This is a genomic window from Crenothrix sp. (assembly GCF_043729335.1).
GTDB lineage: Bacteria > Pseudomonadota > Gammaproteobacteria > Methylococcales > Methylomonadaceae > Crenothrix.
This window is the reverse complement of sequence record NZ_JAYTLQ010000050.1, coordinates 20,977-46,923: the sequence shown is the minus strand read 5'-3', so window position 1 is coordinate 46,923 and position 25,947 is coordinate 20,977. Positions and strand designations below refer to the sequence as shown.

At 42.9% G+C, this 25,947-nt stretch carries 37 protein-coding genes and 1 other RNA gene; 20 read left to right on the top strand and 18 right to left on the bottom strand.

All coding sequences use genetic code 11. The features are described from left to right. Positions 1 to 252: 252 nt before the first annotated feature. The gene (locus tag ACHZC4_RS10880; protein WP_394753871.1) at positions 253 to 513 is read left to right on the top strand and encodes a type II toxin-antitoxin system ParD family antitoxin; all 261 of its coding nucleotides are present in this window, start codon (positions 253 to 255) and stop codon (positions 511 to 513) included. 7 nt (positions 514 to 520) lie between these two features. Further along, positions 521 to 820 (top strand): type II toxin-antitoxin system RelE/ParE family toxin, encoded by a 300-nt coding sequence (locus ACHZC4_RS10875; protein ID WP_394753870.1) that lies wholly within the window; start codon positions 521 to 523, stop codon positions 818 to 820. Positions 821 to 892: 72 nt separating this feature from the next. Here the strand turns inward: ACHZC4_RS10875 and ACHZC4_RS10870 are convergent, their stop codons facing one another. Continuing rightward, entirely contained in the window at positions 893 to 1,342 is a 450-nt protein-coding gene (locus ACHZC4_RS10870; protein ID WP_394753869.1) for an ATP-dependent zinc protease, read from the bottom strand. Between the two features lie 81 nt (positions 1,343 to 1,423). On the opposite strand from ACHZC4_RS10870, the gene corA reads away from it, so the two are divergent. Beyond that, positions 1,424 to 2,491 carry a magnesium/cobalt transporter CorA gene (gene corA / locus ACHZC4_RS10865; RefSeq protein WP_394753868.1) on the top strand — a complete coding sequence of 356 codons (1,068 nt, stop codon included), beginning with the start codon at positions 1,424 to 1,426 and terminating at the stop codon, positions 2,489 to 2,491. Here corA and grxC read toward each other — a convergent pair. From grxC to ACHZC4_RS10850, 3 genes are read right to left on the bottom strand one after another with little or no spacing between them, the layout of a single operon-like run. Continuing rightward, the gene (grxC, locus tag ACHZC4_RS10860) at positions 2,456 to 2,731 is read right to left on the bottom strand and encodes a glutaredoxin 3 (RefSeq protein WP_394753867.1); all 276 of its coding nucleotides are present in this window, start codon (positions 2,729 to 2,731) and stop codon (positions 2,456 to 2,458) included. The genes corA and grxC overlap by 36 nt on opposite strands. A gap of 54 nt (positions 2,732 to 2,785) precedes the next feature. Beyond that, a complete protein-coding gene (gene queG, locus ACHZC4_RS10855) occupies positions 2,786 to 3,856 on the bottom strand; it encodes a tRNA epoxyqueuosine(34) reductase QueG (RefSeq protein ID WP_394753866.1) in 1,071 nt (356 codons plus the stop codon). Between the two features lie 31 nt (positions 3,857 to 3,887). Then, positions 3,888 to 4,121 carry an addiction module protein gene (locus ACHZC4_RS10850; protein WP_394753865.1) on the bottom strand — a complete coding sequence of 78 codons (234 nt, stop codon included), beginning with the start codon at positions 4,119 to 4,121 and terminating at the stop codon, positions 3,888 to 3,890. Between the two features lie 218 nt (positions 4,122 to 4,339). Between ACHZC4_RS10850 and ACHZC4_RS10845 the strand changes: the two genes are divergently transcribed. Next, positions 4,340 to 4,705, top strand: coding sequence for an antitoxin Xre/MbcA/ParS toxin-binding domain-containing protein (locus ACHZC4_RS10845; RefSeq protein ID WP_394753864.1), 366 nt, complete (start codon positions 4,340 to 4,342; stop codon positions 4,703 to 4,705). Next, positions 4,702 to 5,235 (top strand): RES family NAD+ phosphorylase, encoded by a 534-nt coding sequence (locus ACHZC4_RS10840; protein ID WP_394753863.1) that lies wholly within the window; start codon positions 4,702 to 4,704, stop codon positions 5,233 to 5,235. Before ACHZC4_RS10845 ends, ACHZC4_RS10840 begins: the two co-directional genes overlap by 4 nt. 120 nt (positions 5,236 to 5,355) lie before the next feature. On the opposite strand, the gene ACHZC4_RS10835 is transcribed toward ACHZC4_RS10840, so the two are convergent. From ACHZC4_RS10835 to mobB, 10 genes are all read right to left on the bottom strand, one after another. Further along, on the bottom strand, positions 5,356 to 5,601 hold the full coding sequence (locus ACHZC4_RS10835) for a DUF2442 domain-containing protein (protein ID WP_394753862.1): 246 nt from the start codon (positions 5,599 to 5,601) through the stop codon (positions 5,356 to 5,358). 6 nt (positions 5,602 to 5,607) lie between these two features. Then, positions 5,608 to 5,823 (bottom strand): DUF4160 domain-containing protein, encoded by a 216-nt coding sequence (locus tag ACHZC4_RS10830; protein ID WP_394754003.1) that lies wholly within the window; start codon positions 5,821 to 5,823, stop codon positions 5,608 to 5,610. Positions 5,824 to 5,910: 87 nt separating this feature from the next. Continuing rightward, positions 5,911 to 6,114: a hypothetical protein gene (locus tag ACHZC4_RS10825; RefSeq protein WP_394753861.1), complete on the bottom strand. Its 204-nt coding sequence runs from the start codon at positions 6,112 to 6,114 to the stop codon at positions 5,911 to 5,913. Further along, positions 6,111 to 6,395: a BrnT family toxin gene (locus tag ACHZC4_RS10820; RefSeq protein ID WP_394753860.1), complete on the bottom strand. Its 285-nt coding sequence runs from the start codon at positions 6,393 to 6,395 to the stop codon at positions 6,111 to 6,113. Before ACHZC4_RS10820 ends, ACHZC4_RS10825 begins: the two co-directional genes overlap by 4 nt. A 46-nt stretch (positions 6,396 to 6,441) precedes the next feature. After that, positions 6,442 to 6,648 carry a hypothetical protein gene (locus ACHZC4_RS10815; RefSeq protein ID WP_394753859.1) on the bottom strand — a complete coding sequence of 69 codons (207 nt, stop codon included), beginning with the start codon at positions 6,646 to 6,648 and terminating at the stop codon, positions 6,442 to 6,444. 2 nt (positions 6,649 to 6,650) lie between these two features. Next, on the bottom strand, positions 6,651 to 7,217 hold the full coding sequence (locus tag ACHZC4_RS10810) for a zeta toxin family protein (protein WP_394753858.1): 567 nt from the start codon (positions 7,215 to 7,217) through the stop codon (positions 6,651 to 6,653). A gap of 138 nt (positions 7,218 to 7,355) precedes the next feature. Continuing rightward, positions 7,356 to 7,967 carry a Uma2 family endonuclease gene (locus ACHZC4_RS10805; protein ID WP_394753857.1) on the bottom strand — a complete coding sequence of 204 codons (612 nt, stop codon included), beginning with the start codon at positions 7,965 to 7,967 and terminating at the stop codon, positions 7,356 to 7,358. 20 nt (positions 7,968 to 7,987) lie between these two features. Next, positions 7,988 to 9,253, bottom strand: a complete 1,266-nt coding sequence (glp, locus tag ACHZC4_RS10800; RefSeq protein WP_394753856.1) for a gephyrin-like molybdotransferase Glp — start codon at positions 9,251 to 9,253, stop codon at positions 7,988 to 7,990. Positions 9,254 to 9,268: 15 nt separating this feature from the next. Further along, positions 9,269 to 10,195 carry a hypothetical protein gene (locus tag ACHZC4_RS10795; RefSeq protein ID WP_394753855.1) on the bottom strand — a complete coding sequence of 309 codons (927 nt, stop codon included), beginning with the start codon at positions 10,193 to 10,195 and terminating at the stop codon, positions 9,269 to 9,271. Further along, positions 10,189 to 10,719 carry a molybdopterin-guanine dinucleotide biosynthesis protein B gene (gene mobB / locus ACHZC4_RS10790; RefSeq protein ID WP_394753854.1) on the bottom strand — a complete coding sequence of 177 codons (531 nt, stop codon included), beginning with the start codon at positions 10,717 to 10,719 and terminating at the stop codon, positions 10,189 to 10,191. The genes ACHZC4_RS10795 and mobB overlap by 7 nt, the downstream gene beginning before the upstream one ends. 102 nt (positions 10,720 to 10,821) lie before the next feature. On the opposite strand from mobB, the gene ACHZC4_RS10785 reads away from it, so the two are divergent. The 3 genes from ACHZC4_RS10785 to rpoS all read left to right on the top strand — a co-directional run bounded on the left by ACHZC4_RS10785 (position 10,822) and on the right by rpoS (position 13,391). Further along, positions 10,822 to 11,334, top strand: a complete 513-nt coding sequence (locus tag ACHZC4_RS10785; protein ID WP_394753853.1) for a DnaJ domain-containing protein — start codon at positions 10,822 to 10,824, stop codon at positions 11,332 to 11,334. Positions 11,335 to 11,576: 242 nt separating this feature from the next. Then, positions 11,577 to 12,377 (top strand): peptidoglycan DD-metalloendopeptidase family protein, encoded by an 801-nt coding sequence (locus ACHZC4_RS10780; protein ID WP_394753852.1) that lies wholly within the window; start codon positions 11,577 to 11,579, stop codon positions 12,375 to 12,377. Between the two features lie 42 nt (positions 12,378 to 12,419). Continuing rightward, a complete protein-coding gene (gene rpoS / locus ACHZC4_RS10775) occupies positions 12,420 to 13,391 on the top strand; it encodes an RNA polymerase sigma factor RpoS (RefSeq protein ID WP_394753851.1) in 972 nt (323 codons plus the stop codon). A gap of 91 nt (positions 13,392 to 13,482) precedes the next feature. On the opposite strand, the gene ACHZC4_RS10770 is transcribed toward rpoS, so the two are convergent. Both ACHZC4_RS10770 and ACHZC4_RS10765 read right to left on the bottom strand, forming a co-directional pair. Beyond that, entirely contained in the window at positions 13,483 to 14,346 is an 864-nt protein-coding gene (locus tag ACHZC4_RS10770) for a carbon-nitrogen hydrolase family protein (RefSeq protein WP_394753850.1), read from the bottom strand. Next, on the bottom strand, positions 14,336 to 14,935 hold the full coding sequence (locus ACHZC4_RS10765) for a GNAT family N-acetyltransferase (protein ID WP_394753849.1): 600 nt from the start codon (positions 14,933 to 14,935) through the stop codon (positions 14,336 to 14,338). The genes ACHZC4_RS10770 and ACHZC4_RS10765 overlap by 11 nt, the downstream gene beginning before the upstream one ends. A gap of 355 nt (positions 14,936 to 15,290) precedes the next feature. Here ACHZC4_RS10765 and ACHZC4_RS10760 point away from each other — a divergent pair, with 355 nt between their 5' ends. From ACHZC4_RS10760 to ACHZC4_RS10740, 5 genes are all read left to right on the top strand, one after another. Further along, positions 15,291 to 15,533 carry a hypothetical protein gene (locus ACHZC4_RS10760; RefSeq protein ID WP_394753848.1) on the top strand — a complete coding sequence of 81 codons (243 nt, stop codon included), beginning with the start codon at positions 15,291 to 15,293 and terminating at the stop codon, positions 15,531 to 15,533. A 123-nt stretch (positions 15,534 to 15,656) separates the two neighbouring features. Then, positions 15,657 to 16,043, top strand: a complete 387-nt coding sequence (locus tag ACHZC4_RS10755; RefSeq protein ID WP_394753847.1) for a hypothetical protein — start codon at positions 15,657 to 15,659, stop codon at positions 16,041 to 16,043. Positions 16,044 to 16,112: 69 nt separating this feature from the next. After that, complete coding sequence (locus ACHZC4_RS10750; protein ID WP_394753846.1) at positions 16,113 to 17,177, top strand: trypsin-like serine protease; 1,065 nt, start codon at positions 16,113 to 16,115, stop codon at positions 17,175 to 17,177. 357 nt (positions 17,178 to 17,534) lie between these two features. Then, positions 17,535 to 18,611, top strand: coding sequence for a M4 family metallopeptidase (locus ACHZC4_RS10745; RefSeq protein WP_394753845.1), 1,077 nt, complete (start codon positions 17,535 to 17,537; stop codon positions 18,609 to 18,611). A gap of 138 nt (positions 18,612 to 18,749) precedes the next feature. Then, positions 18,750 to 19,067, top strand: a complete 318-nt coding sequence (locus ACHZC4_RS10740; protein ID WP_394753844.1) for a protealysin inhibitor emfourin — start codon at positions 18,750 to 18,752, stop codon at positions 19,065 to 19,067. 296 nt (positions 19,068 to 19,363) lie between these two features. Here the strand turns inward: ACHZC4_RS10740 and ACHZC4_RS10735 are convergent, their stop codons facing one another. Both ACHZC4_RS10735 and ACHZC4_RS10730 read right to left on the bottom strand, forming a co-directional pair. Beyond that, positions 19,364 to 19,996 (bottom strand): Uma2 family endonuclease, encoded by a 633-nt coding sequence (locus tag ACHZC4_RS10735; RefSeq protein ID WP_394753843.1) that lies wholly within the window; start codon positions 19,994 to 19,996, stop codon positions 19,364 to 19,366. Positions 19,997 to 20,037: 41 nt separating this feature from the next. Further along, positions 20,038 to 21,060, bottom strand: coding sequence for a hydrolase (locus ACHZC4_RS10730; RefSeq protein WP_394753842.1), 1,023 nt, complete (start codon positions 21,058 to 21,060; stop codon positions 20,038 to 20,040). Positions 21,061 to 21,439: 379 nt separating this feature from the next. Here ACHZC4_RS10730 and ffs point away from each other — a divergent pair. The 7 genes from ffs to ACHZC4_RS10695 all read left to right on the top strand — a co-directional run bounded on the left by ffs (position 21,440) and on the right by ACHZC4_RS10695 (position 25,910). Next, positions 21,440 to 21,536: signal recognition particle sRNA small type (gene ffs, locus ACHZC4_RS10725), an RNA gene on the top strand. Positions 21,537 to 21,574: 38 nt separating this feature from the next. Then, positions 21,575 to 23,242 (top strand): DNA polymerase III subunit gamma/tau, encoded by a 1,668-nt coding sequence (dnaX, locus tag ACHZC4_RS10720; protein WP_394753841.1) that lies wholly within the window; start codon positions 21,575 to 21,577, stop codon positions 23,240 to 23,242. Positions 23,243 to 23,262: 20 nt separating this feature from the next. Continuing rightward, positions 23,263 to 23,586 carry a YbaB/EbfC family nucleoid-associated protein gene (locus ACHZC4_RS10715; RefSeq protein ID WP_394753840.1) on the top strand — a complete coding sequence of 108 codons (324 nt, stop codon included), beginning with the start codon at positions 23,263 to 23,265 and terminating at the stop codon, positions 23,584 to 23,586. A 2-nt stretch (positions 23,587 to 23,588) separates the two neighbouring features. Further along, a complete protein-coding gene (recR, locus tag ACHZC4_RS10710) occupies positions 23,589 to 24,188 on the top strand; it encodes a recombination mediator RecR (RefSeq protein ID WP_394753839.1) in 600 nt (199 codons plus the stop codon). A 128-nt stretch (positions 24,189 to 24,316) separates the two neighbouring features. Continuing rightward, the gene (locus ACHZC4_RS10705; protein ID WP_394753838.1) at positions 24,317 to 24,655 is read left to right on the top strand and encodes a histidine triad nucleotide-binding protein; all 339 of its coding nucleotides are present in this window, start codon (positions 24,317 to 24,319) and stop codon (positions 24,653 to 24,655) included. After that, a complete protein-coding gene (locus ACHZC4_RS10700; protein ID WP_394753837.1) occupies positions 24,655 to 25,245 on the top strand; it encodes a BglII/BstYI family type II restriction endonuclease in 591 nt (196 codons plus the stop codon). Before ACHZC4_RS10705 ends, ACHZC4_RS10700 begins: the two co-directional genes overlap by 1 nt. A 2-nt stretch (positions 25,246 to 25,247) precedes the next feature. Next, complete coding sequence (locus ACHZC4_RS10695; protein WP_394753836.1) at positions 25,248 to 25,910, top strand: MT-A70 family methyltransferase; 663 nt, start codon at positions 25,248 to 25,250, stop codon at positions 25,908 to 25,910. Positions 25,911 to 25,947: the final 37 nt, after the last annotated feature.

Below are 25,947 nucleotides of genomic sequence, written 5' to 3'. Positions count from 1 at the left end.
TTACAAAACAAACTACTTACAAAATCTATCGGATTGATATGCTTTAACCTAAAAACCCCGTGCTGGCATAGCTGGCGCGGGGTTTTTATTTATGTGACAAGTGGCATTCCAGTCTGAGAGCGATAAATATCCAAAATAATTGATGTAGAAGGCTCATCTGCCTTTTTTATAGATCTTGTTAAGTCCTTACGCTACTATAACAATCATTGATATTTTTTGTTATTACTCACTCAACATGGAGACATCAAGACAATGAATATTTCCTTAACCCCACATTTTGAAGCATTAGTAAAAAGCAAAGTAGAAAGCGGACTTTATAATTCGGCAAGCGAAGTAATGCGCGACGCACTACGCCTTTTAGAAGAACGCGATCAATTACGCGAATGGCGACTTACGGAATTACAACACGAAATTCAAAAAGGAATAGACAGCGGTGAGGCCATTCCTTTGGACATAGAAGCCATCAAGGATCGGGGGCGCAAAAGACTTACCGCGCAACAAGCGCAAGGATAACATCCTAATGCCGCGTTTATTACAAAGACCCGAAGCAGAAAGTGACCTTGACGAAATTTGGTGGCATATTGCACAAAACAACCCCAATAACGCGGATAGTTTCCTGGATCGTATTCAAAAACAATGTGTCGTACTGGTAGATTTTCCAAACATGGGAACGAGCCGCGATGAAGTCACAAAGGGCTTACGAAGTCATCCAGTTGGAAACTACTTGATTTTTTATTTTCCGCTTGAAGACGGTATAGAGCTTGTTCGGGTATTCCACGCATCACGAGATATTGACAGCCTGCTCTCGTATTTAAATTAACCAAACATATAAAAATATGGATGATGGCTGGCAAACCTGCATAAACTACTCGCAGTCATTCACCTCAACACCTTAATACTCGGGCTTACCCCGCAAATAAGAAGCTTGTGGATTAACCATAAACTGGCCATTCAACGTAGTGCGCCCTATCAACATACGAAACAGCATACTGTCGCGATTAGTCAACGTCATTTCGGTCATAACGGTCAAATCCCCAATAACTAAGGGCGTTTCTATCACATAGCGGTGCTGTTTATGCCCGCCGGAATCCGACACCAGTCGGCGATCTTTAATAGGCGCATGGCATTCAACAAAAATATCATTCCGCCGTTGTTTGGGATGAATAACAAATCTCACCCAGCGTTCAGTGCCTTTATGGTACGGCTCAATCTCGTACGCATGCAAAGCCGAAGTACGCGCTCCGGTATCTATCTTGGCTTTTAGCTGAGGAATGGCCAATTCGGGTAATGAAACCCATTCCCGCCAGCCTAATGTTATTAAGGATGTTTCTGTTGTATGCATTTTTATGCTAGAAGCGTTGCCTATTTAAAAACATTTATTGCACAATGGGCACTTACCCATTAAAACTATTAAAAGATACCAATGTCCGAGTCGTTAAGTTTTGCTTCCGAAAAATCCGGTTTACCTCCAGGCTCGCTGGTACACGTTGGCGAAGTGCATGATTACCCACACAGTATTTCACTGATTAACTACAATGGCACACACCTTGAAAAACGTACCATTCAATCCATTGAAGAATGCCTGCATTACCAAAACACCGATACCATAACATGGGTGGTGATTAACGGCTTAAAAGATGTCTCGGTTATTGATGCGATTGGTAAACACTTTAACATTCATGCCTTAGTGCTTGAGGATATTCTTAACACTCATCAACGGCCCAAACTTGAAGAGTTTAACGACTATTTATTTATTGTGATGAAGGCTGTCACTTTAGAAGATTCTACCTACAGTATCAGCTATGAACAAATCAGCTTGCTGTTATTATCCAATTTTGTATTTACCTTTAGAGAAAAGCCCGATGCCCTGTTTCAACCGGTTATAGATCGGCTTAATATTCCCACCAGCCAATTGCGCAATGTCGGTGCCGATTATTTAACTTATGTATTGATCGATGCCATTGTGGATGAATATTTCACCATGCAAGACAACCTTGATGAGCTGGTGGAAACCGTAGAAGACGAATTACTGGTTAATCCCTCTACAAAAACCTTAGCCACCATTCAAAAAATTCGTCGTGAGTTAATATTTTTACGCAGAACCATGCCGCCACTGCGGGAATTGTTAAAAGCCTTGCACCGCAGCAGTGAATCGCCATTATTGGAGGAGCGTACGCGGCGCTATTTTGGCGACGTTTACGATCATGTCATCCGCATCAGCGAATCGGTTGAATCATACCGGGATTTAATCGCCAGTATGCTGGATATTTATTTGTCCAGCATCAGCAACAAAATGAATGAAACCATGAAAGTGCTGACGGTATTTGCGTCCATTTTTATTCCGCTCACCTTTATTGCCGGTGTTTATGGCATGAATTTTGAGTACATGCCGGAACTCAAATGGCGCTGGGGTTATCCTGCTTTATGGTGTGTATTTGTCAGCGTGTCGGTATCGTTACTGATTTATTTTAAGAGAAAGAAATGGCTGTAACAAATCATCAAGTTTTTTTTGTTGTTCAAGTGCATACAACTCATCAAAGCCCCCAACGTGCAAATCGCCAATATAAATTTGCGGCACAGTCCGGCGTTGGGTTTTAGCCATCATTTCTTCACGCAGACCTGAATTATCGACATTAATTTCAGTGTATTTAACGCCTTTTTTATCAAGCAGGCGTTTGGCCATAACGCAGTAAGGGCAGATTTTAGTCGTGTAAATTATTATTTCGGCCATGATATAGATTAAAGTTATCGGGTTAATTAGACACAAGCGAGAAATCTTGCATCTCTATGCAAGCAAGTTTTCAAGATGCTGATTCTGAGCCCATTGTACATGCTCGCGCACCATTTCGGAATCGTAGTCTAGCCGTAGTTTTAAGGCATTAATTACCGATGTCGACGTAGGGGCATTACCCAAAGCCACAGCAATATTCCTTAGCCAGCGCTGATAACCAATGCGCCGTATCGCCGAGCCTTCGGTTTTGCTTAAAAACTCTTCTTCAGTCCAAGCGAAGACATCCACTAACTGCTGGGTATTTAAGCGATGGCGTGGGCTAAAATCGCCTTCGCTGGTCAGCTTGGCAAAGCGATTCCAAGGGCATACCAACTGGCAATCATCACAGCCGTAAATACGGTTGCCGATTAATGACCTAAATTCTACCGGAATAGAGCCGTGTAATTCTATGGTCAGATACGACACACAGCGCCGCGCGTCCACTTGATAAGGTGCTACGATGGCTTGCGTGGGGCAAATATCCAGACAGGCCACGCAGCCGCCGCAATGGGCAGTCGCGGGAGTATCGGCGGGTAAAGGTAAATCAGTGTAAATCTCCCCCAAAAAAAACCATGAACCGGCTTTGCGGTTAATCACATTGGAATGCTTGCCTATCCAGCCAAGTCCTGCTTTTTCAGCCAGGGCTTTTTCCAATACCGGCGCACTGTCCACAAAAGCACGGTAGCCAAAATCGCCTATTTGCTGTTGTATTTTATCGGCCAGTTTTTGCAAACGCTTACGCAGGATTTTATGGTAATCACGGCCTAGCGCATAGCGGGATATATACGCTGCCGTGGGATCGGTCAGTGCATTATCCATTGCTGTGCCAGGTTCGGGCAGATAATCCATGCGCACGGAAATCACGCTAGCCGTACCTTCATGCAACAAGGCAGGCCGACTGCGCTTAAGGCCGTGGCGGTGCATATAATCCATCTCGCCGTGATAATCTTTAGCTAGCCAGCGTTGCAAATGCTGTTCTGCGTCGCTTAAGTTGGTATCGGCGATGCCAACTTGCTGAAAGCCCAGTTCTAGGCCCCATTGTTTTATTTGTTCGGCAAGGTGGTTATTGTGTGTGGTTAAATCCATTGTTGACAACGTTTATCTATCTTTCCTTATGTTACGGAGAACTTGGACTTTCATTCAAATTGCGAACGTAACTGTTTTTGGCTTGTTGCCAATCCAGTATTTTGATGCCGCCAGCTTGAAATTTTTCTTCAGTCGCTTTGAGTTCGGTTTGATGCCAAGGCAATCGTGGAAAACTGTCTTCATCACAGACCAAATCACTCCAAAGTGTTTCAATAATCTGAAGCTTCTCGACAGCGGGTAGCTTACGAAGTTCGGTTATGCCCATAATGTAGAAATACCTCTATAGTAGTTCACCTTGTAACGGTGAGACGCATGACTTGCTGATATTATTTTACCCTTAATTTAAGCGTTAAAGTGCCAAATTAGAGTCTAAGCCCTGATTTTTTTGAAACCTACCAATCGGCATATTTAAAAATCTGAACTTGCAAAGCCTTATCTATGCCGTATAATTTGTCCTATATTAAGTACAAAAAAGGGGGCATTGTGGCAAGTATCGAATTTTTACATCAGGTAATCAGTGAAGAAGGCTTGATAATGGCAGGCACGCTGGCAAAAGTATTGCATATTACCCAAAGTGATTTAGCTGACGTCACCGGTTTGTCGCTGGATTCCGTCTCTAAAAGCGCACGAGTAAAAAGCCGCACTACGCAGGCAAGGCTAAGAGATACCGTTGAAATCATCAATCGGGTTTCAGAATGGTCGGGTGGTGTAGGCAGGGCTTTTGCCTGGTTCCGCTCACAACCGCTACCGTCTTTTGGCGACAAAACGGCGGAAGAGTTAGTCAAAGCGGGGCACGCAGATGCCGTTAAAACGTATCTGGCGCGAATTGCTGCGGGTGGTTATGCTTGATTCCTTGCAGTCATTTTAAAGGCGTCGTTTACCGTGCCCATCATCCGATGTGGGCTTACACGCCGCTGTCAGGTGACGGTGCCAAGCAGCATGGCGGGCGCTTTAATCGTCCTGGTATCCCTACCCTTTATACCTGTTTAGACTTTACCACCGCTTGGCTGGAAGCTCAACAAGGTTTTCCGTTTAAGCCGCAACCAATGACGCTGGTGGCGTACCAAGTTGATTGCACGGATATTGTTGAATTACATGATCCTGCTATCCAACAGCTGTTAGGCATAAGCGCTGGCGATTTGGCCTGTGCCTGGGAATGGTTGGCGCTAAACAATCAAACGCCGCCCACTTGGTTATTGGCGGATAAACTGTTGGCAGAAGGTATTGCCGGAATTGTGGTTAGAAGCTTTGCGCCAGGCTGTACGGAAGCTAATCGTAATCTGGTATTGCTGGATTGGTCAGAGGATAAAACGCATAAGGTTCAGGTGATTGATGATTTGAGTCGTTTGCCAAATAATAGGGATTCGTGGCTGGTTTAGGCATAGAGCTTTGCCAGTGTAATATCTGACTTTTCTGCATAGGTCGCTTTTTGCAGTGATGTAGAAAAAATTAGCAATCGAATGACGTGCTTAGCAATTTCAATATCTTTGTGTAATAAGTCACTGGCTTTCACCATGAATCCATAACTCATATTCGCTAATATCTATTTCCTCGTTCCAATAGACAGCATATCCCCCTTTTTCTACTTGTACGTTTTTAAAAAAATCTGGATTTTGCAGGGGCAAAAACATTTCATTTTTCAGCAAAGGGGTTATGTCATACCGTTTTTTTTCGCCATTATTAAATTCAATCGCTAAAACATGATGATTAATTGCTTTAGCGTCGTGTATTTTTGGATAATTCATGATGATTTATTTTAAGGGTGATAACTTATGAAATTGCTGACTTTTCCACATTAATAGCAATTCATTTTGTTGTTGGCCTGCCCATTCGACAACCATTTTCATGGCTCTGGGCGGCAAATCACCTTCCATCATTTCCAGGGCTTCAATATTGAACAGCGCGTTATATTCACTATAAACAGCATGAAAGTGGGGCGGTGGATGATCTCCAAAAAAGAGTTTGATAAAAATTCCATAAAATCGGGTTATTCGGGCATGGTTGGCCTCCTATAAATACTGCTTCAAAATGGCTTGTTTTTACTGGCTGCATTGCTACAAAGCCACCCGCTTAGCGATTTCAATATCTTTGCGTAATAAGTCATTGACTAATGCTTGCAGGCTTTCTTGTTTAGACAGGCATTTTTCGTTTAAATATTGCACAATGTCTTTATCCAAATAAATGGGAAATTCAATAGCGTCGACAGGCACATAAAATTTACCTTGTTCGGCATTGGAAAAATCGTATTCATCTTTCATTTTACAATCCTCTTCATATAGGTTTTTGCTTCATTAGCGGTTGCTTTTCGAGCAAAAATAATTCTAATGACATCATTACGGCGCAACGTATGAACCACTAATAGTAATCGCTCATTTAGGTTTTTACCCAATAACAACCAGCGTTCTTCCCCTTCTGAGTGCTCATCGTCAGGGATGCTTAAAGCGAATTGATCAGAGAACACGTAAACAGCCTCCTCAAAGCGAATGCCGTGTTTACAACTATTCAACTGGTTTTTGTTTTCATCCCATTCAAATTTCATAAGTACTGCTTCAAAATGGCTTGTTTTTTACTAGTTGCTGCGTCGATTATTTTTGTACAACTTCCATTTGTTTATCTACGCGCAAATATTCAGGTGCATCATCCCCTATTGCAAACGGGGCATCACCATTCCATTGCACGGAATACTGCCCAAGGCGGCGTTTGCGTTCCAAGGTTTTGCTCACAGCCTGGATCAAGCAATCAAACATGGCCTGTGTGTCTGGAGTTAAGGGTGAATTCGTGTGTTCGCTCATGGTTAAGTCTCCCGCTGTAATAGAAGAAAAAAATCAGGGTGCAAAACGGTTCGGACAACACTCGCTTGTTGAAATACCAATTCAGGCTTAGCACCACTATTCATAAAACACCTTACCTGATCGACCTTAGGCGCGAATACGTTTAACAGATTGTGCAGACTACGCGGAAAACGCCGAATTAAATCAGCTTCAGGGATATTATGCCCACCGTGGGCGACACGCTCCGCTACCCGTAGACGCGACATTTCGGCACTGGGCAAGGCCAGATAAATTAACTCCACCCGCCAGCCTGTAGCTTGTAATCGCTTTATCAGCTTAATATAACTTCGTCCGGCAAGCGTGGTTTCAAAAGCAAAATCCTGACGCGCGGCAATACAATCTTCAATCTCATGCAAAAACAAGCGGCTGGCGGCCAGTAAATGCTGTTCTGGTGCTAGCGGTGATAAACCGGCAGCAATCAAATCGGCGTTAATAAAGCGTCGGCAACCCGCTACTGTAGGCAGATATTCCATTGCAAAGGTGGTTTTTCCTGCACCGTTAGGGCCAGCAATAATCCAACAGGTTGGCATCTGTTCGTCTCCTCACTCACCCAAAATCATACGTTCCATTATATCGATATGCACACTTTCAGTTAATTCCAGATATTAATAGAATTTACTGCTGAAACCGGATACAACACGGGTACATATTATAGCAACGAGTAACCGTTACTCTTCATCATCCTCAAACACCTCGCGCAAATCAATCTGACAATCCAAAAACAACTGCGGCGTAGCAATATCCTCACCGGAATACATATTCAGCAACTGGTATTTCCCGCTGTGTTCATCCAAAACAAATTGATGCACGGCTCTTTCACCTGGATACACCAACCAATATTCCTTGATGCCGCTTTCCTGATAAAGCTGATATTTAATCTGCATTTCCTTTTTGGAATTGCCTTTGGACAAAATTTCTATCACCCAATCCGGCGAACCCAAACAGCCTTTGGTATCAATTTTGGTTTTATCGCAAATAACGCACAGATCAGGCTGCACCACCGAATAAATGTCCCGATTGGCAATAATGGATTTTTTGCGGTCGTACAAACGCACATCAAATGGCGCGGCATAAGCTTGACACTGTTTTTGTTTAAAAAAAACAAACAAAGCCCCACCCAAGCGCCAAGAAATACCCTGATGCTCTGAACTCGGCGCTGGACTCATCGCCATAATTTTGCCTTTAATCAACTCAACCGCATCATCAAACTGCCAGGTCAGATAATCGGCATACGTGTAAGTACCATTTAAGTCCAATTTTGATAGCTCAGTTATCGCCATACATCACCTCGTTACAGTATTTATTCACCAAATCCGTCACTGCCCAGCAGCAAACTGAACGGCTCAACAATAACTTTTTCACCGACATTAACACCCGTACATTCAGACGGCAACACAATATAACAATTAGCCCGACTCAATGAACTGAGTATATTTGAACCCTGCGCCCCAGACGACACTACCCAAAAGTTACCGTCATCGTCTTGACTCAAAATACCGCGCTGAAACTCCTGCCGCCCCGCCGCTTTTTTTAATGTACTAGTACACGTCGCAGTAATCCTTAACGCTTTACTAGGCGATTCCCCCGCCAATTGCCGTAATGCTGGTGCAACAATTTGCTGAAACGTCGCCATCACTGATACCGGATTTCCGGGTAAACCGAAAAAATAACTTACGCCAATCTTACCAAACGCCAGCGGTTTTCCGGGCTTGATGGCTATTTTCCAAAAATTGACTTCACCGCAACGCTCCAAAATTTCTTTCACATAATCGGCATCGCCCACCGACGCGCCACCGGTAGTAATCAACACATCAAAATCTTTTGCGGCGGCAAGTAAGCTATCTTCCAATAACTGCTTGTCATCAGGAATAATGCCCATATCGGTGGCAGTAACATTCACATCACCGAGCAAGCCTTGCAGCGTGTAACGGTTGCTGTCGTAAATTTTTCCAGAGCTTAAAGTTTGATCTAAAGCAACCAACTCGTCACCAGTAGAGAAAAAAGCAACTTTCAGCGCCCGTTTAACAGACACGTTTGCCACACCCACTGAAGCCAATAAACTGATGTCGGAAACTGTCAAGCGTTTAGGTGGCGTAATTAAACAACTGCCTTGCTGCACATCCTCGCCAACATATCTAACATTGTCATGAATTGCGGTATCGTCAGGAAAGAAAATACTGTTGCCGTCCACCTGTACATTTTCTTGCATAATCACAGAATCGGTTTTTGGCGGCAATACTGCACCGGTAAAAATCCGCACGCATTCGCCTGATTGTAATTTTCCCTGAAAAGGTTCGCCCGCCCACGATGTACCGATACATTGCAAGGTAAATGTGCCCTGCCCTGGTTTATCTACACTAGAAAAAGCATAGCCATCCATTGCAGAATTTATGTCAAACGGCATGTTGATGGGCGAATAAATCGGTTCGGCAAGGATGCGTCCCAAGGCTTTATTTAAAGGTACTGTTTCTGATTGTTGAATAGATTGTATCGCTAACCTTATTTTTTCTAAGGCTTCAGGAATGGTCAGCAAGGCTTTGGATTTTGGGGCGCAGGTATCTTGCATGGTGTGCTGTGTTATTTAGTTTAGATAGGCCATTTCACGGGAAGGACTTGAATAATCATTCGCTTCAATGATTGTTCCACTATTGGCATCAATAAGATATTTGATGTTGACGCTATCATCTGAGGTATGTAGGTAAAACTCATGGGCAAGCACAGGTTGTTGTTTGCCATTTACATGAATAATGAGTGTGAGTTCCGATTTTTCAGAAAAAATCTTCTTTTGCTTTTCAGTAATGATAGGAAATGATTTACCATTTTGATTTAGCGTTTTCTGCAGTTTTTGTAGTGCATCGTTTTGTATTATATTAATAGCATCTTCTTTTGATAATATCGGCGTTGTCGGCAAATCAATATTAGGCTGATAATGGTTGAACACACCATCAATGACATTTTTTTCGTTCACAACAACCATTACATATTTATTTGTAACAGATAAACCATTATAGGTCTGTGAAAAAGGGACAAGACAACAGTAGTGTGTGAAGCCACTACCGTAGTCGCGAACCTCTGCCGCACTCAAGCTAACGAGATCCGTAGGTAGCTGAAAAAGACCAGCGTTGGCTTTCAGAAAATCAATTGCAATGTCTTTTTTCATAGCCTGTGTGACCCCCTTGGGGTTTGATAGTGGCCACGGTTTTTCATTTTTTAACCTATTTTGAGTCTCCCTAACCATCGCTTTTATTGCGGTACCTTGCTTATTCCATTCAATAAGCCAATGTCCGCCAAGCTTTTGTTTCAAGTCTGCCAACGATTTTTGAGCAGCACCGTTAGCGGCATGCCGTCTGCTATTTTTATCTCGTTGCACAATAAATAACCCCATTAATTGATTAACCAGATGCCCTTCAGAATCACGTTTTAATCGGGAGTATTCATCAGTTTGCCCAAGTACAGAAAAACCAAGTATCGTCACCAATGTAGCGATTAATACGGTAGGTTTTAGCATGATTTTTGCCTCATAAAGCGATCCACAATAAAAGCTGCCACCTGTTTCGGCTGGTTAATATCCAATTGCACTAAAGAGGCTGGAATATCCAAGATACCATCACACGCAATGGCAATAATGTTAGTATCATTAACATACAACAAAGGATGATCAAGCCCAGCACGGTGCAGTTCAATCTTGGGAAAAGATTCAGATTTAAAACCTTCAATTAAAACTAAATCCAGCTCGGACTGGTCTAAGAATTTTAATTGCTCATCCAATCGGGGTTCTTGTTCGGGGACAATTTCGGTGATAATGGCGCGGCGCTGTTTGGAGACGATTAGCACCGGCGATGCGCCGGCTTGCCGTAAACGGTAGCTGTCTTTGCCGGGCACATCAACATCAAAATTATGATGACCGTGCTTAATTAAGCCAATCCGTAAACCGTTTTGCTTAAGTAGCGGAATAATTTGACTGAGTAAAGTAGTTTTTCCGACACCACTGTAAGCAGCAAACCCCAAAATCGGCACAAGTGCATGTTGCATAGTTAATAGGATGTCTTGGCAGTTACGTTACCCGATATTCTAAGGTATTATTGTGCAAATCACGAGAACACCCGTCTTAATTAACGCATTCCGGAGAACGCAGTGATACCAATTGTTCTGCTATTAGCGCTGACACTGGGCTTTTTTACTTTACGCTCGCTGGTAAAGGAAAATCCTGCGCTCATCGCAAAATACCTCAAAACACTGCTATGGTGTTTGGGCGGTGGCGTGTTAGTTTTATTAATGCTAACGGGACGCTTAAACGGGGTACTTGCCTTAATAGGTGTTGCTGTTGCCTCGGCGTTTAGATTGGCACCACTATTGCTACGTTACGCACCGCAATTACACCGCTTATGGTGGCAATTTAAAGGTGCTAAACAAGGCCAAGGTCAGTATCAACAACAATCACAACAACAGACTTACAGTCGCCCTCCCAAAAACGGTATGTCTGCGGAAGAAGCTTACCAAGTTTTAGGCTTAACAAAAGAGGCGACACAACAGGATATTATCGGCGCACACCGCAAACTCATGCAAAAAATACACCCTGATCGAGGTGGTTCCGATTATTTGGCAGCGCAAATTAATCTGGCTAAAAAAGTGTTAATAAAAAAATAAGCCTTATGCGTTCTTATCCTAAACAAGCATTTATTATTAACAGCGTAGTGCTGAGCCTTGTACTGCAAGCTTGCGTACCAAATCCAAGCTATGCACCTGTCACTACTAACAGCCAAATTATTTCCGAAGATCAGCAAAATACACCTGATGTTAAAGTGATTGAAAAGGCTAGCACTCCTGAGCCTAGTAATTCACCATCCACAATTATTAACACCCCTGAACCTATTCCCTACCCTAATCCGGTGGATTCTATTGATGAAAAGCAATCTTTATCAAAAGAACCTAGTGCTTCTAATCCTATTTTAATGCCGGAACAGCATAACTATCATACCGTCAAAAAAGGTGAAACATTGTTTTCCATAGGCGTAAATTCAGGACTGGGTTATCAGCAGCTGGTTAAGTTGAACAAGATTTCACCACCTTACACCGTAGAAGTCGGCCAAAGAATAAACCTTGTGACTAATACTCCATCATACGTTTACAAAAATAATTTAGCCAAACATAAACAAAAAACTGAAACCGTTCATAAAAAAACTAAAAAAACTGTTATTTCAGTAGCTTATATTAAATCGCCGCATTCTAAAACTACAATCCAAAAAACGCAGCATTTTGCAGAATTTGTAAAATATCCGCCTCTTAAAGCAGCAAGTATTTCTTTTGATAACAAAAAGATGTTAAAGTTAGCGTTTAAATGGCCTCTTAAAGGTGCTGTTGTAAAAAACTTCAGGCAATCTAAAAACAAAGGCATCGATATCGCCGGAAAAATTGGGCAAACGGTATATGCAGCTGAAGCTGGAAAAGTTATTTATGGCGGTTCCTGGTTGGCCGGTTTCGGCAATTTACTTATCATCAAACACAACTCCATCTATTTGAGCGCTTATGCCAACAATAGCCATTTGCTTGTTAAAGAAGGCCAAACAGTCAGCAAAGGCCAGGTTGTTGCCCAAGTTGGCAGAACGCTATCCCAAAAAGCTGCACTACATTTTGAAATAAGAAAAAACGGAAAATCCGTAAATCCGCTTAGACTTTTACCGCGCTTGTAACCAAGCCGTGCTTAACTTAGACCGAATTGACTAGGAAGTAGAATGATTGAAGAATTAATTGAACCTTCTGACGAAGATATGTTTGTGTTCGATGACCTACCTTTTGATGATGATGCGGAGGTGGATCCCATCGAAATACTGGATGTCAACGATGTCAACGCAATCAAAGCGCGGAACGACAATAGCTTCGACGCCATGCGGATTTATTTTACCGAATTAAGCCGTTCCAAACTATTGACCGCAGAACAAGAAAGAACATACGGCAAAAAAGCCCTGGAAGGCGATAGTCAAGCCAGAAAAATTATGATCGAAAGTAATTTGCGCTTGGTGGTAAAAATTTCGCGGCGTTATTTAAACAGGGGCTTACCGTTACTGGACTTGATTGAAGAAGGCAATTTAGGTTTGATTAGGGCAGTGGAAAAATTTGATCCTGAACGCGGCTTTAGATTTTCAACGTACGCTACCTGGTGGATAAGACAAACCATTGAACGCGCGATTATGAACCAAACGCGCACTATCCGTTTGCCGATTCATATCGTTAAGGAGATGAATACCTATTTAAAGGCACAACGGCATCTGGCGCAATTACTGGATCACGATCCTAGCGCAGAAGATATTGCAGCCCATCTTAACAAGCCGGTCAGTAAAGTTGAGCAGATGCTTAAACTTAATGAACGAGTGACCTCTATCGATATTCCGACCAGTAAAGACCACGACCAGCCGTTGGTTGAATCGATTTCTGATTTGGAAACCTCTACGCCTACCGATAAAATACAGGTCGATGACATTCGCGGTAACATCGCTATGTGGGTATTTCAATTACCTGAAAAACAACGCGAAGTCATTTGCCGCCGCTACGGTTTGTGTGGTTATGAAGATTCCACGCTTGAACAAGTGGCCCAGGAATTAAATGTGACCCGTGAGCGTGTCAGACAAATTCAAATGGATGGCTTGAAGCGCTTAAAAGAGATTCTGGAATTCAATGGCTATTCCTTCGATTCTATTTTCAATTAAGTAAGTCTTACGGTATTTAAACAGTTAGGGTAATCCGTTCGTGGTGAGCCTGTCGAACCATGAACGGTTAAGCCTTTATTGATCTGCTTATTTAAGTAAACGCGGCCTGCAAAGGCCAATCGCGGTAATTAAACACCTGGCCTTGCTGCCTAACCGTTTGTATCCTATCCAAATTAATGTCGCTGATAACCCAGGTTACGGCATTAAAATCACCCATCGCTAAAATACCGTTATCCGGAAAACCGCGATCCACTGGCGTATAAATCCCCGCCGCACCGACATTAACATCCACAGCTTCTGACCAGTCTGCATTACCCACTAACGGCGATTGCACCACATAACACTGATTTTCTAAAGCCCTGGCCTGACAGCCGATTTTAACCCGATGATAACCCGCTACAGTATCAGTGCAACTGGGCACCAATATAAGATTAACGCCCATTTCTACCTGTTTTCTGGCCAGCAAAGGAAATTCGCTGTCATAACAAATGTTAATGGCAATTTTTCCGTAATCGGTGTCAAAGCACTTTAATTCGCTGCCGCCTTGAATAAACCAGTGTTCATTCTCAAAGCGCGTCATGATCAATTTATCCTGATAATCAAAATGGCCATCCGGCATAAACAAATAAGCCCGATTGCGGTAAACACCGGGTTTAATTTCTACCGGAAAACTACCGGATTGAATAATACACTGGTGTTGCTGCGCCAAGCTTTTGAACAAAGCAATATAACCATCATGCACGGTTTGCATTGCCACCAGCTGTTTACTCAATGAGGAATAAACTTCCTCACCAAATAACGAAGCCAGTTCCATGCTGGCATATTCCGGAAACAGCAGTATTTTGGCATTTTGCTGAACCGCTTGTGTCACCCAGCATTCAATTTTGGTTTGATATTCCTGCCAATTGGCCAGAAAACTAATGTCGTATTGTGCAGCGGCAATTTTAACGTTCATGTTTTAACCAAAAAGTCATGGGTTTTGCGGTTTCCTGTTCGTCATCTAAATCTTTCCAAGCAAAGCTGGTTTTTAATTCCGGATGTTTGAAGTAGCCGCGTTTATTCCAGAATTTATCTAACGGCACATAATCCGCGGGGCAACGTGGATGGTCGACCGGACGTTCTACACAACAAAAAGCCAAATGTTTAAAACCGCCTAATTCTGCGGCATGGGCTTCGCGCTCTTCAAAAAAACGCACGCCTAATCCTAAACCCCGGTAGTTTTTATTCAGTACCGATTCACTGCAATAGAACACTTCATCCAAGTTATAACCGTTATCGGTAAACGGCTTTTTCAGCTCGTCAGTTTCAAATTGCATGGGTATGGCTGTGGACGCGCCGACAATTTTATCGTCATCAAACGCCAGCACAATTACGCTTTCAGGGTGATCTATGTAAGTTTGCAGGTATTTTTTTTCATAATCCAGCGTACCGTCATAAAGGTAAGGGAAATCCCGGAATACTTCAATGCGAAGGCGGGCGAGTTCTGGAATATAGGGCAGTAACGCGCTGCCGCTTTTTCTTTCAATACGTGGGTTTTTGGTCATGTTTTTAATTATGTTGGGTAAATGTGCATATTTTAACTGAAGCCACGTTTTTTTTGGAGATCGTGTTTCCTGCGACTTTTTTTACAAATTCTACCAAAAACCGATCAACTACCCTCCTTAAGGAGGGCAGACTTAAGAAAAAAACTGGTGTATTGTGCATAAAAACACAACATTTTAGTGAAATAGTTCACAGACAAGCGGCAAAAAAATAGTTAGCATGCAATAAGTGTAATATTTTTGCGTGTTTTTTGTTTCAAGGGTCTAGGAGGCCTGAGTTTAGCAGTTAGTTCTTTATTATCTAAAAAATTGAGTTTATAGGCGTAATTAATGACACATTAAAACAGGGGGAATTGATATGAATAAAAGTAGCACTAATCCACTGACACCGGCTTTATGCAAATTGATGGTTGCTGCTCTTGTGTTAAAAACCACGGATGCGAAAACGCTTGCTTCGCATTTAAACCGGTCGCCTGCCACTATTCGAACTGAGTTTCAACGTATTTTGGTGATTATGAAGGTGCATTGCCGTTATGCAGCCTTGGAAACAGCAAAAGAAGAAGGTTGGCTGGCGGTTGAAAAAAACTTTGACGAAAACTGAAAATGTATGCATTTGCAGTATTGTAAATTTAACAATTGCGACGTAACCTACAAGCTATGAGTTTGAGATTACATTGATGTAATGTTAAAGGTATAAGTGATTGGCTTTGCGGCGAGGTGAACCATGCGCAGGATAGTGTCTGTTGTTGTGTTGTTAGGCAGTTTATTGCTGATGTGTTTTTCGGTGCAGGCAGCCACAAAAGCAGTGGGGTTTGATTTTGGCCGAGGCACGCACAAGGCGTATTTTTCGGTTAAAACCAAACGGCCACCGGCTTTTCATGTGGTTTTACGTATTCGTAATAATGGCACGCGTGCAATTTTGAGTTATCGCAAAAGTACTTGGCGCAAAAGGCAGGCACTGATGGATACCAGGTCTTATGGCTGTGAAGGGGCGGCGGGAAGTCTTTACTGTGAGGCACGTTATGAAAATTTTCCGGAGGGAACTTACGTGTTTTTTTTGCGTAAGGTAGGACGACGGTCTACTCATGTTGATGTGAGCTTAGATTGTTGAGGGCCGCACTAGCTTTGCTATAAAATTAATCAATATTACCATTACCTTAATCTTACCTAGGAGAATCATATGACTACTTTCACAGAAGCCAAATTAGCTCAAGCACAATACATGCAAGCCACTGCTACCAAGTCTGAGATCGTGAGCGTCGGCATCGGGTACTTGGATCCTTATGATCATAGTAAAGGGGCAGCCTTGGTAGTCTATACAAAAAAAGGATTGCCCCAAGAGCAGGTGGCTGCGCTTAATGAATTCGTAACAGTGCAGATAAGAGGCAATCAAGTCCAGGTTCCAATTCGCATCGAAGAAAGTGGAGACTTCTTCGCCAATATTGCAGCCCCAAAAGAAATATCTGCATTAACAGCAGACCCAGAGTACAACAAGCGTTTAAGACCACTTGTTGCTGGTTACTCGGTTGGTACTACGAACGCTTCCGGCACCACTGGACTCATTGTAATCAAAAATAATGCTCTTTATATACTTAGTAACAACCATGTTCTGAACCTAAATAATTCTAACGGCTTCTCGGCAACTCTTCAACCAGGAGCGGCTGACAGTGGTACTGACCCAGCAGATCGAATCGGTCGTCTTTACCAATTTGTTAAACTCAAGGCTACAGGCAACACACAAGATTCAGCAATTGCCGAACCCACAAGCCAGAACTCTCTGGATCCCCGTTATGGCAGGAACAAAATTACTGTACCAGGCCACTATCTGCAATTTGGCACGGGAGTAAAAGTAATAAAGGCTGGTCGCACTACAGGCGACACTGAAGCCGTGATCGATTCTATCAATAACCAAACAACGACCGTCAATTATGGTTCTTACGGCGGATTAGGCAGTATCATGTTCGATAATTGTGTGATCATCAAGGGTGCCAATGCTTCTAAGAGTGGGGATTCTGGGTCGGTCTGGCTCAACAAAGATGACAATTATGCTATGGCTGTCAATTTTGCCGGACCGGCTGACGGCAGCTACTCTATCGCATTCCCCATTAACTGGGCAATGCAGACTTACGGTTTATCAGTGGCTATGCTCAATGCCACCGGAGTTACCAAGGTTATGACAGCAAGCGAAGAAGCAGCATTGACTTTGGAGTCGTCGGATTATCCTGTTAGAGCTGCCGAAGAGTAGTAGGTAGGGCAACCACCATATCTTTAATTTGATTGTAATGTAACCTAGTATTCAGTCAATTTTATTTTGACAGGTATAAATTTAAAAAGGCGTTCGTGGTGGGTCTAATATTTTGCGTACTGATCCAGTTGGTTCTATATGGAATGCATCCGAAACTTTATCGATACGAATTAAATGTCCAATCAATGTCTTAGGTGTTAGCCTTATTATAACCATTAGTTTATATGATGCGCGAATCGAAGTAGCCAAAATGATGTCGATTGATGCACCTTCCTATGGTCAACACAATTTACTGCGATTATTTAGGATGACTAAATTCGTAACTCTAATCACTTTGCAACAACTCAGGAGAATATTATGTGTCAACTTACACATCATCGGCATTCTATTTTTTGCATATTGCCCCCACACATGCTTAGTTCCATCGCTAAGAACGGCTCATCCGAGCAACGTTCAGCGGCATTACAAACGATGGCGACAGATGCTACCTTCCGTGCATTAAGAATGACAGTACAGCAGAGAGGAGTATCAAATACTCAGTATCAACACGCTACTGCGGTCGAAGTTAAGAAAAAACGTACTATATACGATGCACGGAATGTAGAAACATTGCCAGGGACGATCGTGCTAACTGAAGGCTCGAAACTGACTGATGACATTACTGTTAATGAAGCTTACGAAGGATTGGGAAAAACCTTTGATTTTTTTATGGATGTTTATGCCCGTAATTCTATTGATGATGAGGGTATGCCGCTGGACGCTACGGTACATTATGGAAAGAATTACGATAATGCTTTTTGGAATGGTCAACGTATGGTTTTCGGTGATGGTGACGGACAGTTGTTCAATCGTTTTACTATTGCCCTGGATGTTATTGGTCATGAGTTGGCACACGGTGTTACCGAAGACGAAGCACAGCTAACTTACATGTATCAATCCGGTGCCCTAAATGAATCAATGTCGGACGTATTTGGATCATTAATCAAACAATTTTCTCTTAAACAAACCGCTGATAAAGCAGACTGGTTGATTGGTGCTGGCCTTTTGACCAGCAATGTAAATGGTGTTGCCTTGCGTTCCATGCAAGACCCCGGCACTGCTTATGACGATCCGGTGCTTGGCAAAGATCCTCAACCTGCTCATATGCAAGACTATGTACGCACAAATCGGGATAATGGCGGAGTGCATATTAACTCGGGCATCCCCAACCGAGCTTTTTATTTATTGGCTACGCAATTAGGTGGGAATGCCTGGGAAAAGGCTGGGCTTATTTGGTACGAAACTTTACGTAACTCAAACTTGCGACCTAATACAGGTTTTCAACGTTTTGCTGGTCTTACCAGTAGAGTTGCTAGCAAACTTTTTGGTTTAAATAGTGCCGAACAAGCAGCAGTTCGTAATGCTTGGCAACAAGTTGGGATCAATGTAAACTGATCTGAACCGTTCGGTGACATAATTACTATGTTAAGTAACGTACAGATCAACTTGAGACACCAGGGCCTTCGTGTTTAGTTACTCCACTGTATATATCATGTAGTTCATATCCCAGGGCTGTAGAATAGAGAGGTTAATATGCGAGTAGAATTTATGGCAGAAGGTGGTATTGCTTACTTTCCGAATCTTAGCAAGCCTATTGTCATTGACAGCAGAGATCTATCCCAAAACGATGCTATTCAATTAAAGGAATGGGTTGATGAAACACATTTTTTTACCATGTCTCCACAATCAGGAAAATTTACGCCTGGAGCGGCTGATTTTCGTAGTTACACTATTACCATAGAAGATGACAAGGGTAAGAAGCACAGTGTAAAGCTTACAGACCCAGTTGTTGATCCTAATATGCAGCAATTCCTGCACTTTTTGAAAGAACTGGCAAAATCACGAGAATAATACAATTAAGGTGCGCTAAAATTAGGCTACCCACTTAAAGCGTGACAGTTTGAGGTTAGGGCCGTTCGTGGTGAGCTTGTCGAACCATGATCGGCTTAACCGCCCACCATTCGACAGGCCGAACGGTTAAGCCTTGCACCGTGTCCAATTTTAAGTGGGTAGACCCGAGCGACGCCTGCGATCCAAAACAAGGCGGTAGGGATTGTATTGGTCTCTGTGCTGCTAACCCTAAATAAAATAAACTCTGCTGAGCAGGAGTCTAAGCATCTAAAAGTTCAGTATAAAAAACCTGAAAATTAGTGTGGTTCTTCGTTTTCAATAAAATCAATATCTTCCAGAACAAATTTTGTTTGCCTGAATTCATTGATCTCTTTATTGTCAACACGATCATAAATTTCTTCGATTGGAAGCGTTAAGTTAATCGATTCAAACGTAATTGAATCACCAAGACTATATTCTTCTGGCTTCCAATCCGTTCTTTTACGAAGAACTTGTATACGAACGATATCCTGCTCTATCAATACATATTCCTGCAAAGTAGGTAGATTAATGTATTGGACAAGCTTTGTCGTAAGATCGCGTTTCCGCGTCGATTGAGATAGCACCTCAACAATAATCATTGGAGAACTGGTTATTCCTTTCTCTTCTGTATGATTGCAGGCAACGACTACATCAGGATAATAGTAGTCTTTTATTACTTTTGCTCTCATATCTGACATAAAAGCCTCGCACGGCATACCTTTTAAATGACTCCTGAGTTCACCAACAACATTAGCCGTTATCCGGTTATGATTTGTAGTCGCGCCAGCCATTGCATAAGCGCGTCCTGCAATATATTCATGACGAATTTCAGAATTTGATTCACTTTTGAGATATTCTGCTTCAGTTATCAACATACCTTCAGATTTAACATCCGGTTGTAATGCCATAGAATTGCTCCCGTGTAGTTTGTTTTTGCAATTTATTGCACTCACTGACCTATAAGGTGATTGTCCGAGTCTTTCAAACCGGCACTCAAAAAATCTGGAATTCGCTGGTCTAACCAATACACGGGTTTAAAAGGATTATTACCGGAAATAAACCCCACATGCCCTCCCCTTTGCGTTATTTCCAAATCAATACTTATTGATAACTCATTCACATCCGGCAAAACGGCTTGGGTCATAAAAGGATCATCTGCAGATTGAATAATTAATGTGGGTAAGGTAATCGATTTAAGGAATTGTCGCGAACTGGAACGCTGATAATAATCGTCTACATTTTTAAAGCCGTGTAAAGGGGCGACAACACGATCATCATAGTGCCAAAATGAAGTAATGTTAGACAGATTACCCAGGTGTTTTATTTTATCAGCCTCACCAGCTTGGCCTATTTGTTCCAAGTGCCGTTGTTTCTTGCGCACATAATTTTTTAATTCACGCAATAAATAAGCGCAGTAAAACCTTGAAAAACCCTTATCAAGCTTGGTGGCACAAACACTTAATACTAACGGAATGGAAACAGCAACTGCGGCAAATAAAGTAAGCTTATCCCCTTGTTCTCCCAACCATTTTAGCAGCACATTGCCGCCCAGGGAAAAACCTACAGCGCCGATTGCCGTACTGGGTTCTCGCTCACGCAGTGTTTGATAAAGAAAATGAATATCTTCAGTTTCGCCGGAATGGTAGCAGCGCGCAGTTCGGTTAGATTCACCGCTGCATCCACGAAAATTTATTGCCACAGTACGGAAGCCTTGCTGGAACAGTGCATGCTGCAAACCGACAATATAACAAGATTTTGCACTACCCGATAAGCCATGAATAAGAATGATTAATGGTCGGTTGCCTTCGCCAACCCAATCAATGTCGATAAAATCATGATCCGGGGTAATAAGGCGTTCTCTTCGGATTGCTTTTATAGCGGGTGTTTGTCGTAACAATGCCCCATAAATGGTTTGTAAATGGGCATTACGACACCACCACGCAGGCTTAAATGTAGTTTTAACTAATGGCATTGGCTTTTCTTGGGTTGCAAAAACGACCTGTTTAAACGTTACACATTTTAAATGGCTTAGTTCGAAATCATAACATGACTACCCACTTGCATCGTGCACCGTATTAAAAGATCAAACTCTGTAGCGTGCTTTAATAAACTGAGTAACGCGTTTTTTGCACAGTACAATTAAAGTATAAAGATAAAACATTACGCATTTTTTAAAAAAAATCCATGTACCCATTGTTAAAATAAATCGTTTAAAATCGGTAAGTTTTCAAGTTTTTGGTGGGTTATGGCAGATTTATATAACGCCTTGACGCAGTCTTGGCCTTGTATTATTCAGTGTATTAAACGATAATAGCTTCCTTTAGCCAATAGCGCTGAATTAATGGTAGCCGTATCGGTCCTCTCGCAACGATACCCTGTGAACTCCGCCAGGTCCGGAAGGGAGCAACGGTAATAGGGGATTCGTGTGCCGGGATGTGGCTGGTACGGTTGCCGCCCAATTTTTGTGACTATCTTTCGAGCCTGCAATGAACTACCAGGTTCTTGCCAGAAAATGGCGACCCCATAATTTCACTGAATTCGTTGGACAGTCCCATGTCGTAAAAGCATTAATAAACGCTTTGCAACATAACCGCCTCCATCATGCTTATTTATTTACCGGTACGCGCGGCGTCGGTAAAACAACACTGGCCAGAATATTAGCCAAAGCCATCAACTGTGAAAATCTCCAGGCTTTCAATCCCTGCGGCGTATGCGAAATCTGCCGTGAAGTTGATGAAGGCCGATTTTTAGATTTAATTGAAGTCGATGCAGCCTCCCGCACTAAAGTTGAAGACACCCGTGATTTACTGGATAACGTGCAATATGCGCCTAATCGTGGTCGTTATAAAGTCTATTTAATAGACGAAGTCCACATGCTGTCTGGACACAGTTTCAATGCCTTGCTGAAAACGCTGGAAGAACCCCCGGCTCACGTCAAATTTCTGCTGGCAACCACTGACCCGCAAAAAATCCCGATTACCGTGTTGTCGCGTTGTTTGCAGCTTAATCTTAAGCAACTGCTACCGACACAAATTTTTGGTCAAATGACTTATATACTCGATCAAGAAGGCATAGCTTCAGATGATAGCGCGTTAAAACTATTGGCGCGTGCCGCCGATGGCAGTATGCGTGATGGTTTAAGCTTACTTGATCAAGCTATCGTATTTGGCAATGGCAGTGTACGTAGCGATGATGTGCGCGATATGCTCGGCACGATTGCCCAGCAGCCAGTAGAAGATATCCTGGCGGCATTGGCAGCTGGTGATGCGAATGCTATTCTTGATACCATCAACAGCATTACCGATTTGAGCCCCGACTTCGGTGATGTGTTAACGCAGATTTTGCAGAGTTTGCATCGTATTGCTGTGTTGCAAACCCTGCCTAATGCTATTGATCCCGATTTTGATACTGAGATGCTCAGCACCTTGGCAGCACAATTCAGCCCTGAAGATGTGCAACTGTATTACCAGATTGCTTTAATGGGGCAAAAAGATTTAGCTTTAGCGCCTGATCCGCGCAGTGGCTTTGAGATGGTAATATTGCGTATGTTGGCGTTTAGGCCGATTAACGTGAAAACAGTTTCTGGCAGTCCATCTGTGCATACCAAGCCCTCTTCAAAGCCTTTTGAGGCGCATAAAGCCCAAGGCGTTAAATCAGCAGTTGTCGCTCCATTACCAATAAAACCGCCCAGTGTGCCAACATACACTGAAGCCACTGAACAACCCGCACAAATACAAGAGCCGCCGGTCAAGCTCATGCAATCCACCCCTACGCAATTAACGGATAATTGGGTAGATATGATTGCCGCCATGCGCTTGAGTGGATTAACGCGCGAATTGGCTAATAATTGTGTTCTGGAAAGCATTGATGATAAGCAGTGTATGCTGGTTATTGATTCAGGATCTACCAGCATACGCAGTATGCGTACTGAAGAAACTTTATTAAAAGCGTTGCAATCCTATCGTGGAAGTCCGCTAAAATTAATAATTAATGCGAACAAAAGCACAATTGACACCCCCGCGATCCAGAATCTTAAAGAACGTGAAAATCGACAGCAGGCAGCGGTTGATGCTATCCAAACCGATACTACTATTTTGGCTTTAAAAGAACAATTTGGTGCCCAGATAATACCTGGCACTGTAGAGCCTCGCTAACATTCAATGGAGAAAAAATCATGAAAAATGCCTTGGGTAATTTGATGCAGCAAGCCCAAAAGATGCAAGAAGATTTAAAAAAAGCCCAAGAAGAATTGGCCGCTATGCAAGTCGTTGGTGAATCCGGTGGCGGTTTGGTAAAAATCACAATGAGCGGCAAACGTGAAGCCAGAAGAGTGGTCATTGATCCTTCTTTAGTGGGCGAAGACCGGGATATGCTGGAAGATATGGTAGCGGCTGCTATTAATGATGCCGTTAATAAAGTCAACAAGATGAAAAAAGAAAAAATGTCTGAAGTTACCGCAGGATTACCCATTCCTCCCGGTTTTCAAATGCCTTTCTGATTATGCAAAAAAAAGGCTTGCTAAGAGATGTTATTCAGCATTTATGCTGCTTACCAGGCGTAGGCCCTAAAACGGCACAACGTATGGCCTTTCAGTTATTGCAGCGTAACCGTGATAATGCTAAAGCCTTAGCCGACATATTACTCAAAGCCCTGGCAGAAATTGGCCATTGCCAGCAATGCCGCACCTTAACTGAAAATACTCTGTGTGAGATTTGCGCCGATCCCTCACGCGATACGACTACAGTGTGTGTCGTGGAATCTCCCGCTGATGTGTGGACGATTGAACAGGCGACACTCTTCAAAGGCCATTATTTTGTTTTGAACGGGCATTTATCACCGCTGGACGGCATTGGCCCAGATGAATTGGGTCTGGATGAGCTTGAACATCTACTAGCTAAAGGCGACGTGAAAGAGCTGATTCTAGCAACAAATTCCACCTTGGAAGGTGATGCTACCGCCTACGTTATTAATGAACTGGCAATAAAGCATAAAGTAGAGGCCAGCCGATTAGCGTCGGGCGTACCTATGGGCGGTGAGCTGGAATATATTGATCGCGGCACTTTGTCCCATGCGTTTAAAGGTCGGCGTAAAATCGAATAGTTAAAAAATGACAGGTTCGGTTGATTTACACTGATACACCAGAGGCATTATCCAAGAAAAAATCCGTAAATCGGTAATCCTTGTTTTATTTCAATAGCTAGTGCCGCTTTTCATTGATAGAGGTAATCATGACAGATTGTTTGTTTTGTAAAATGGCCGCTGGTGAAATCAAACCAGACGTGGTTTTTGAAGATGACGCTGTACTGGCGTTTAACGACCTTAACCCACAAGCCCCCGTGCATATTTTAATTATTCCCAAACAACATATTGCCAATTTAAATGAGTTGGATGATATAAATTTGGGAGGGCGATTATTGCAAACAGCGGCAATTATCGCTAAGCAACAAGGCTTTTCTGAACAAGGTTACCGAACGGTATTTAACTGCAATCAACACGGTGGGCAGAGTGTTAATCATTTGCATTTACATGTATTAGGTGGACGGCAATTGTCCTGGCCACCCGGTTAATGGGCGTCAATTTACTGCCCGACTTTATCCGCGAGCATTACGAAATCCACGAATGGAAACATGCCTGTGCCATCTTAAAAGAAGATTTCCCCCAGGAATGGCAAGATATTATTGCTGTGCTATCGGAATTTCGCTTGTACAAAAGCTGGATTACTAACCCCGGCGGCAGTAAATCAAAAATATCAGGGTTTATCGACTCGTATCTCTACCGTTTGCACTGGCAGGAGAAGCAGTTTAAAACCCAAGTGGTAGTCGATGACCGTAAAATCGACACACCTACCCATAAGGTCGACTGCTTTAAAAATCGTGTTGCCGTTGAAATCGAATGGAATAACAAAGATCCTTTTTTTGACCGCGATTTAAATAATTTTCGCTTGTTATTTGATCTGCGGGCGATCAGCGTTGGTGTCATCATTACCCGCTGTGATGAATTGCAAGATATATTTAAAACGTTAGGGCGTGGCGCTTCGTATGGGGCATCGACGACCCATGTCGGTAAGCTGTTACCGCGTATTGAAGGGGGCAGTGGCGCAGGTTGTCCGTTGTTAATTATTGGGATATCCAAAAAATTGTATATAGAGGACGAGTAAACATGACAGCTTCTGATGACCTGTTGCAAGCGGTGGGCAAGCAAAAATTTGCTACCGTTCTGGCCGATCCGCCCTGGCAGTTTGAAAACCGCACTGGCAAAATGGCACCGGAGCATAAGCGCTTGCAACGCTACCCAACCATGGCTTTGCAAGCCATTAAAGATTTGCCTGTGGAAGCGATTGTTGCCGATACCGCGCATTTGTATTTGTGGGTACCCAATGCTTTATTGGCAGAAGGCATGCAGGTAATGGAGCATTGGGGGTTTACCTATAAGACCAATCTGGTGTGGTACAAAATCCGTAAGGATGGCGGACCTGATCGGCGCGGCGTGGGGTTTTATTTCAGAAATGTCACCGAGATTATTTTGTTTGGCGTGCGCGGTAAAAATGCCCGTACTTTGCAACCAGGTCGTAGTCAGGAAAATATTATTGCCACCCGTAAACGTGAGCACAGCCGCAAGCCGGATGAGCAATACGATTTGATCGAAGCCTGTAGTCCTGGGCCATTTGTTGAGCTATTCGCCAGAGGCCCACGGCCTAACTGGTTTGTCTGGGGTAATCAGGCGGAAGACTATAAACCGGATTGGGATACTTATGCTAACCATTCTCAGTCTACGGTTGCGCAATCGACGGTGGTGCCGTTTCAGCGGAATATTAAGAAATAGATGGAAAGATATTGTCTACAAAAAGCACGAAAAAAGA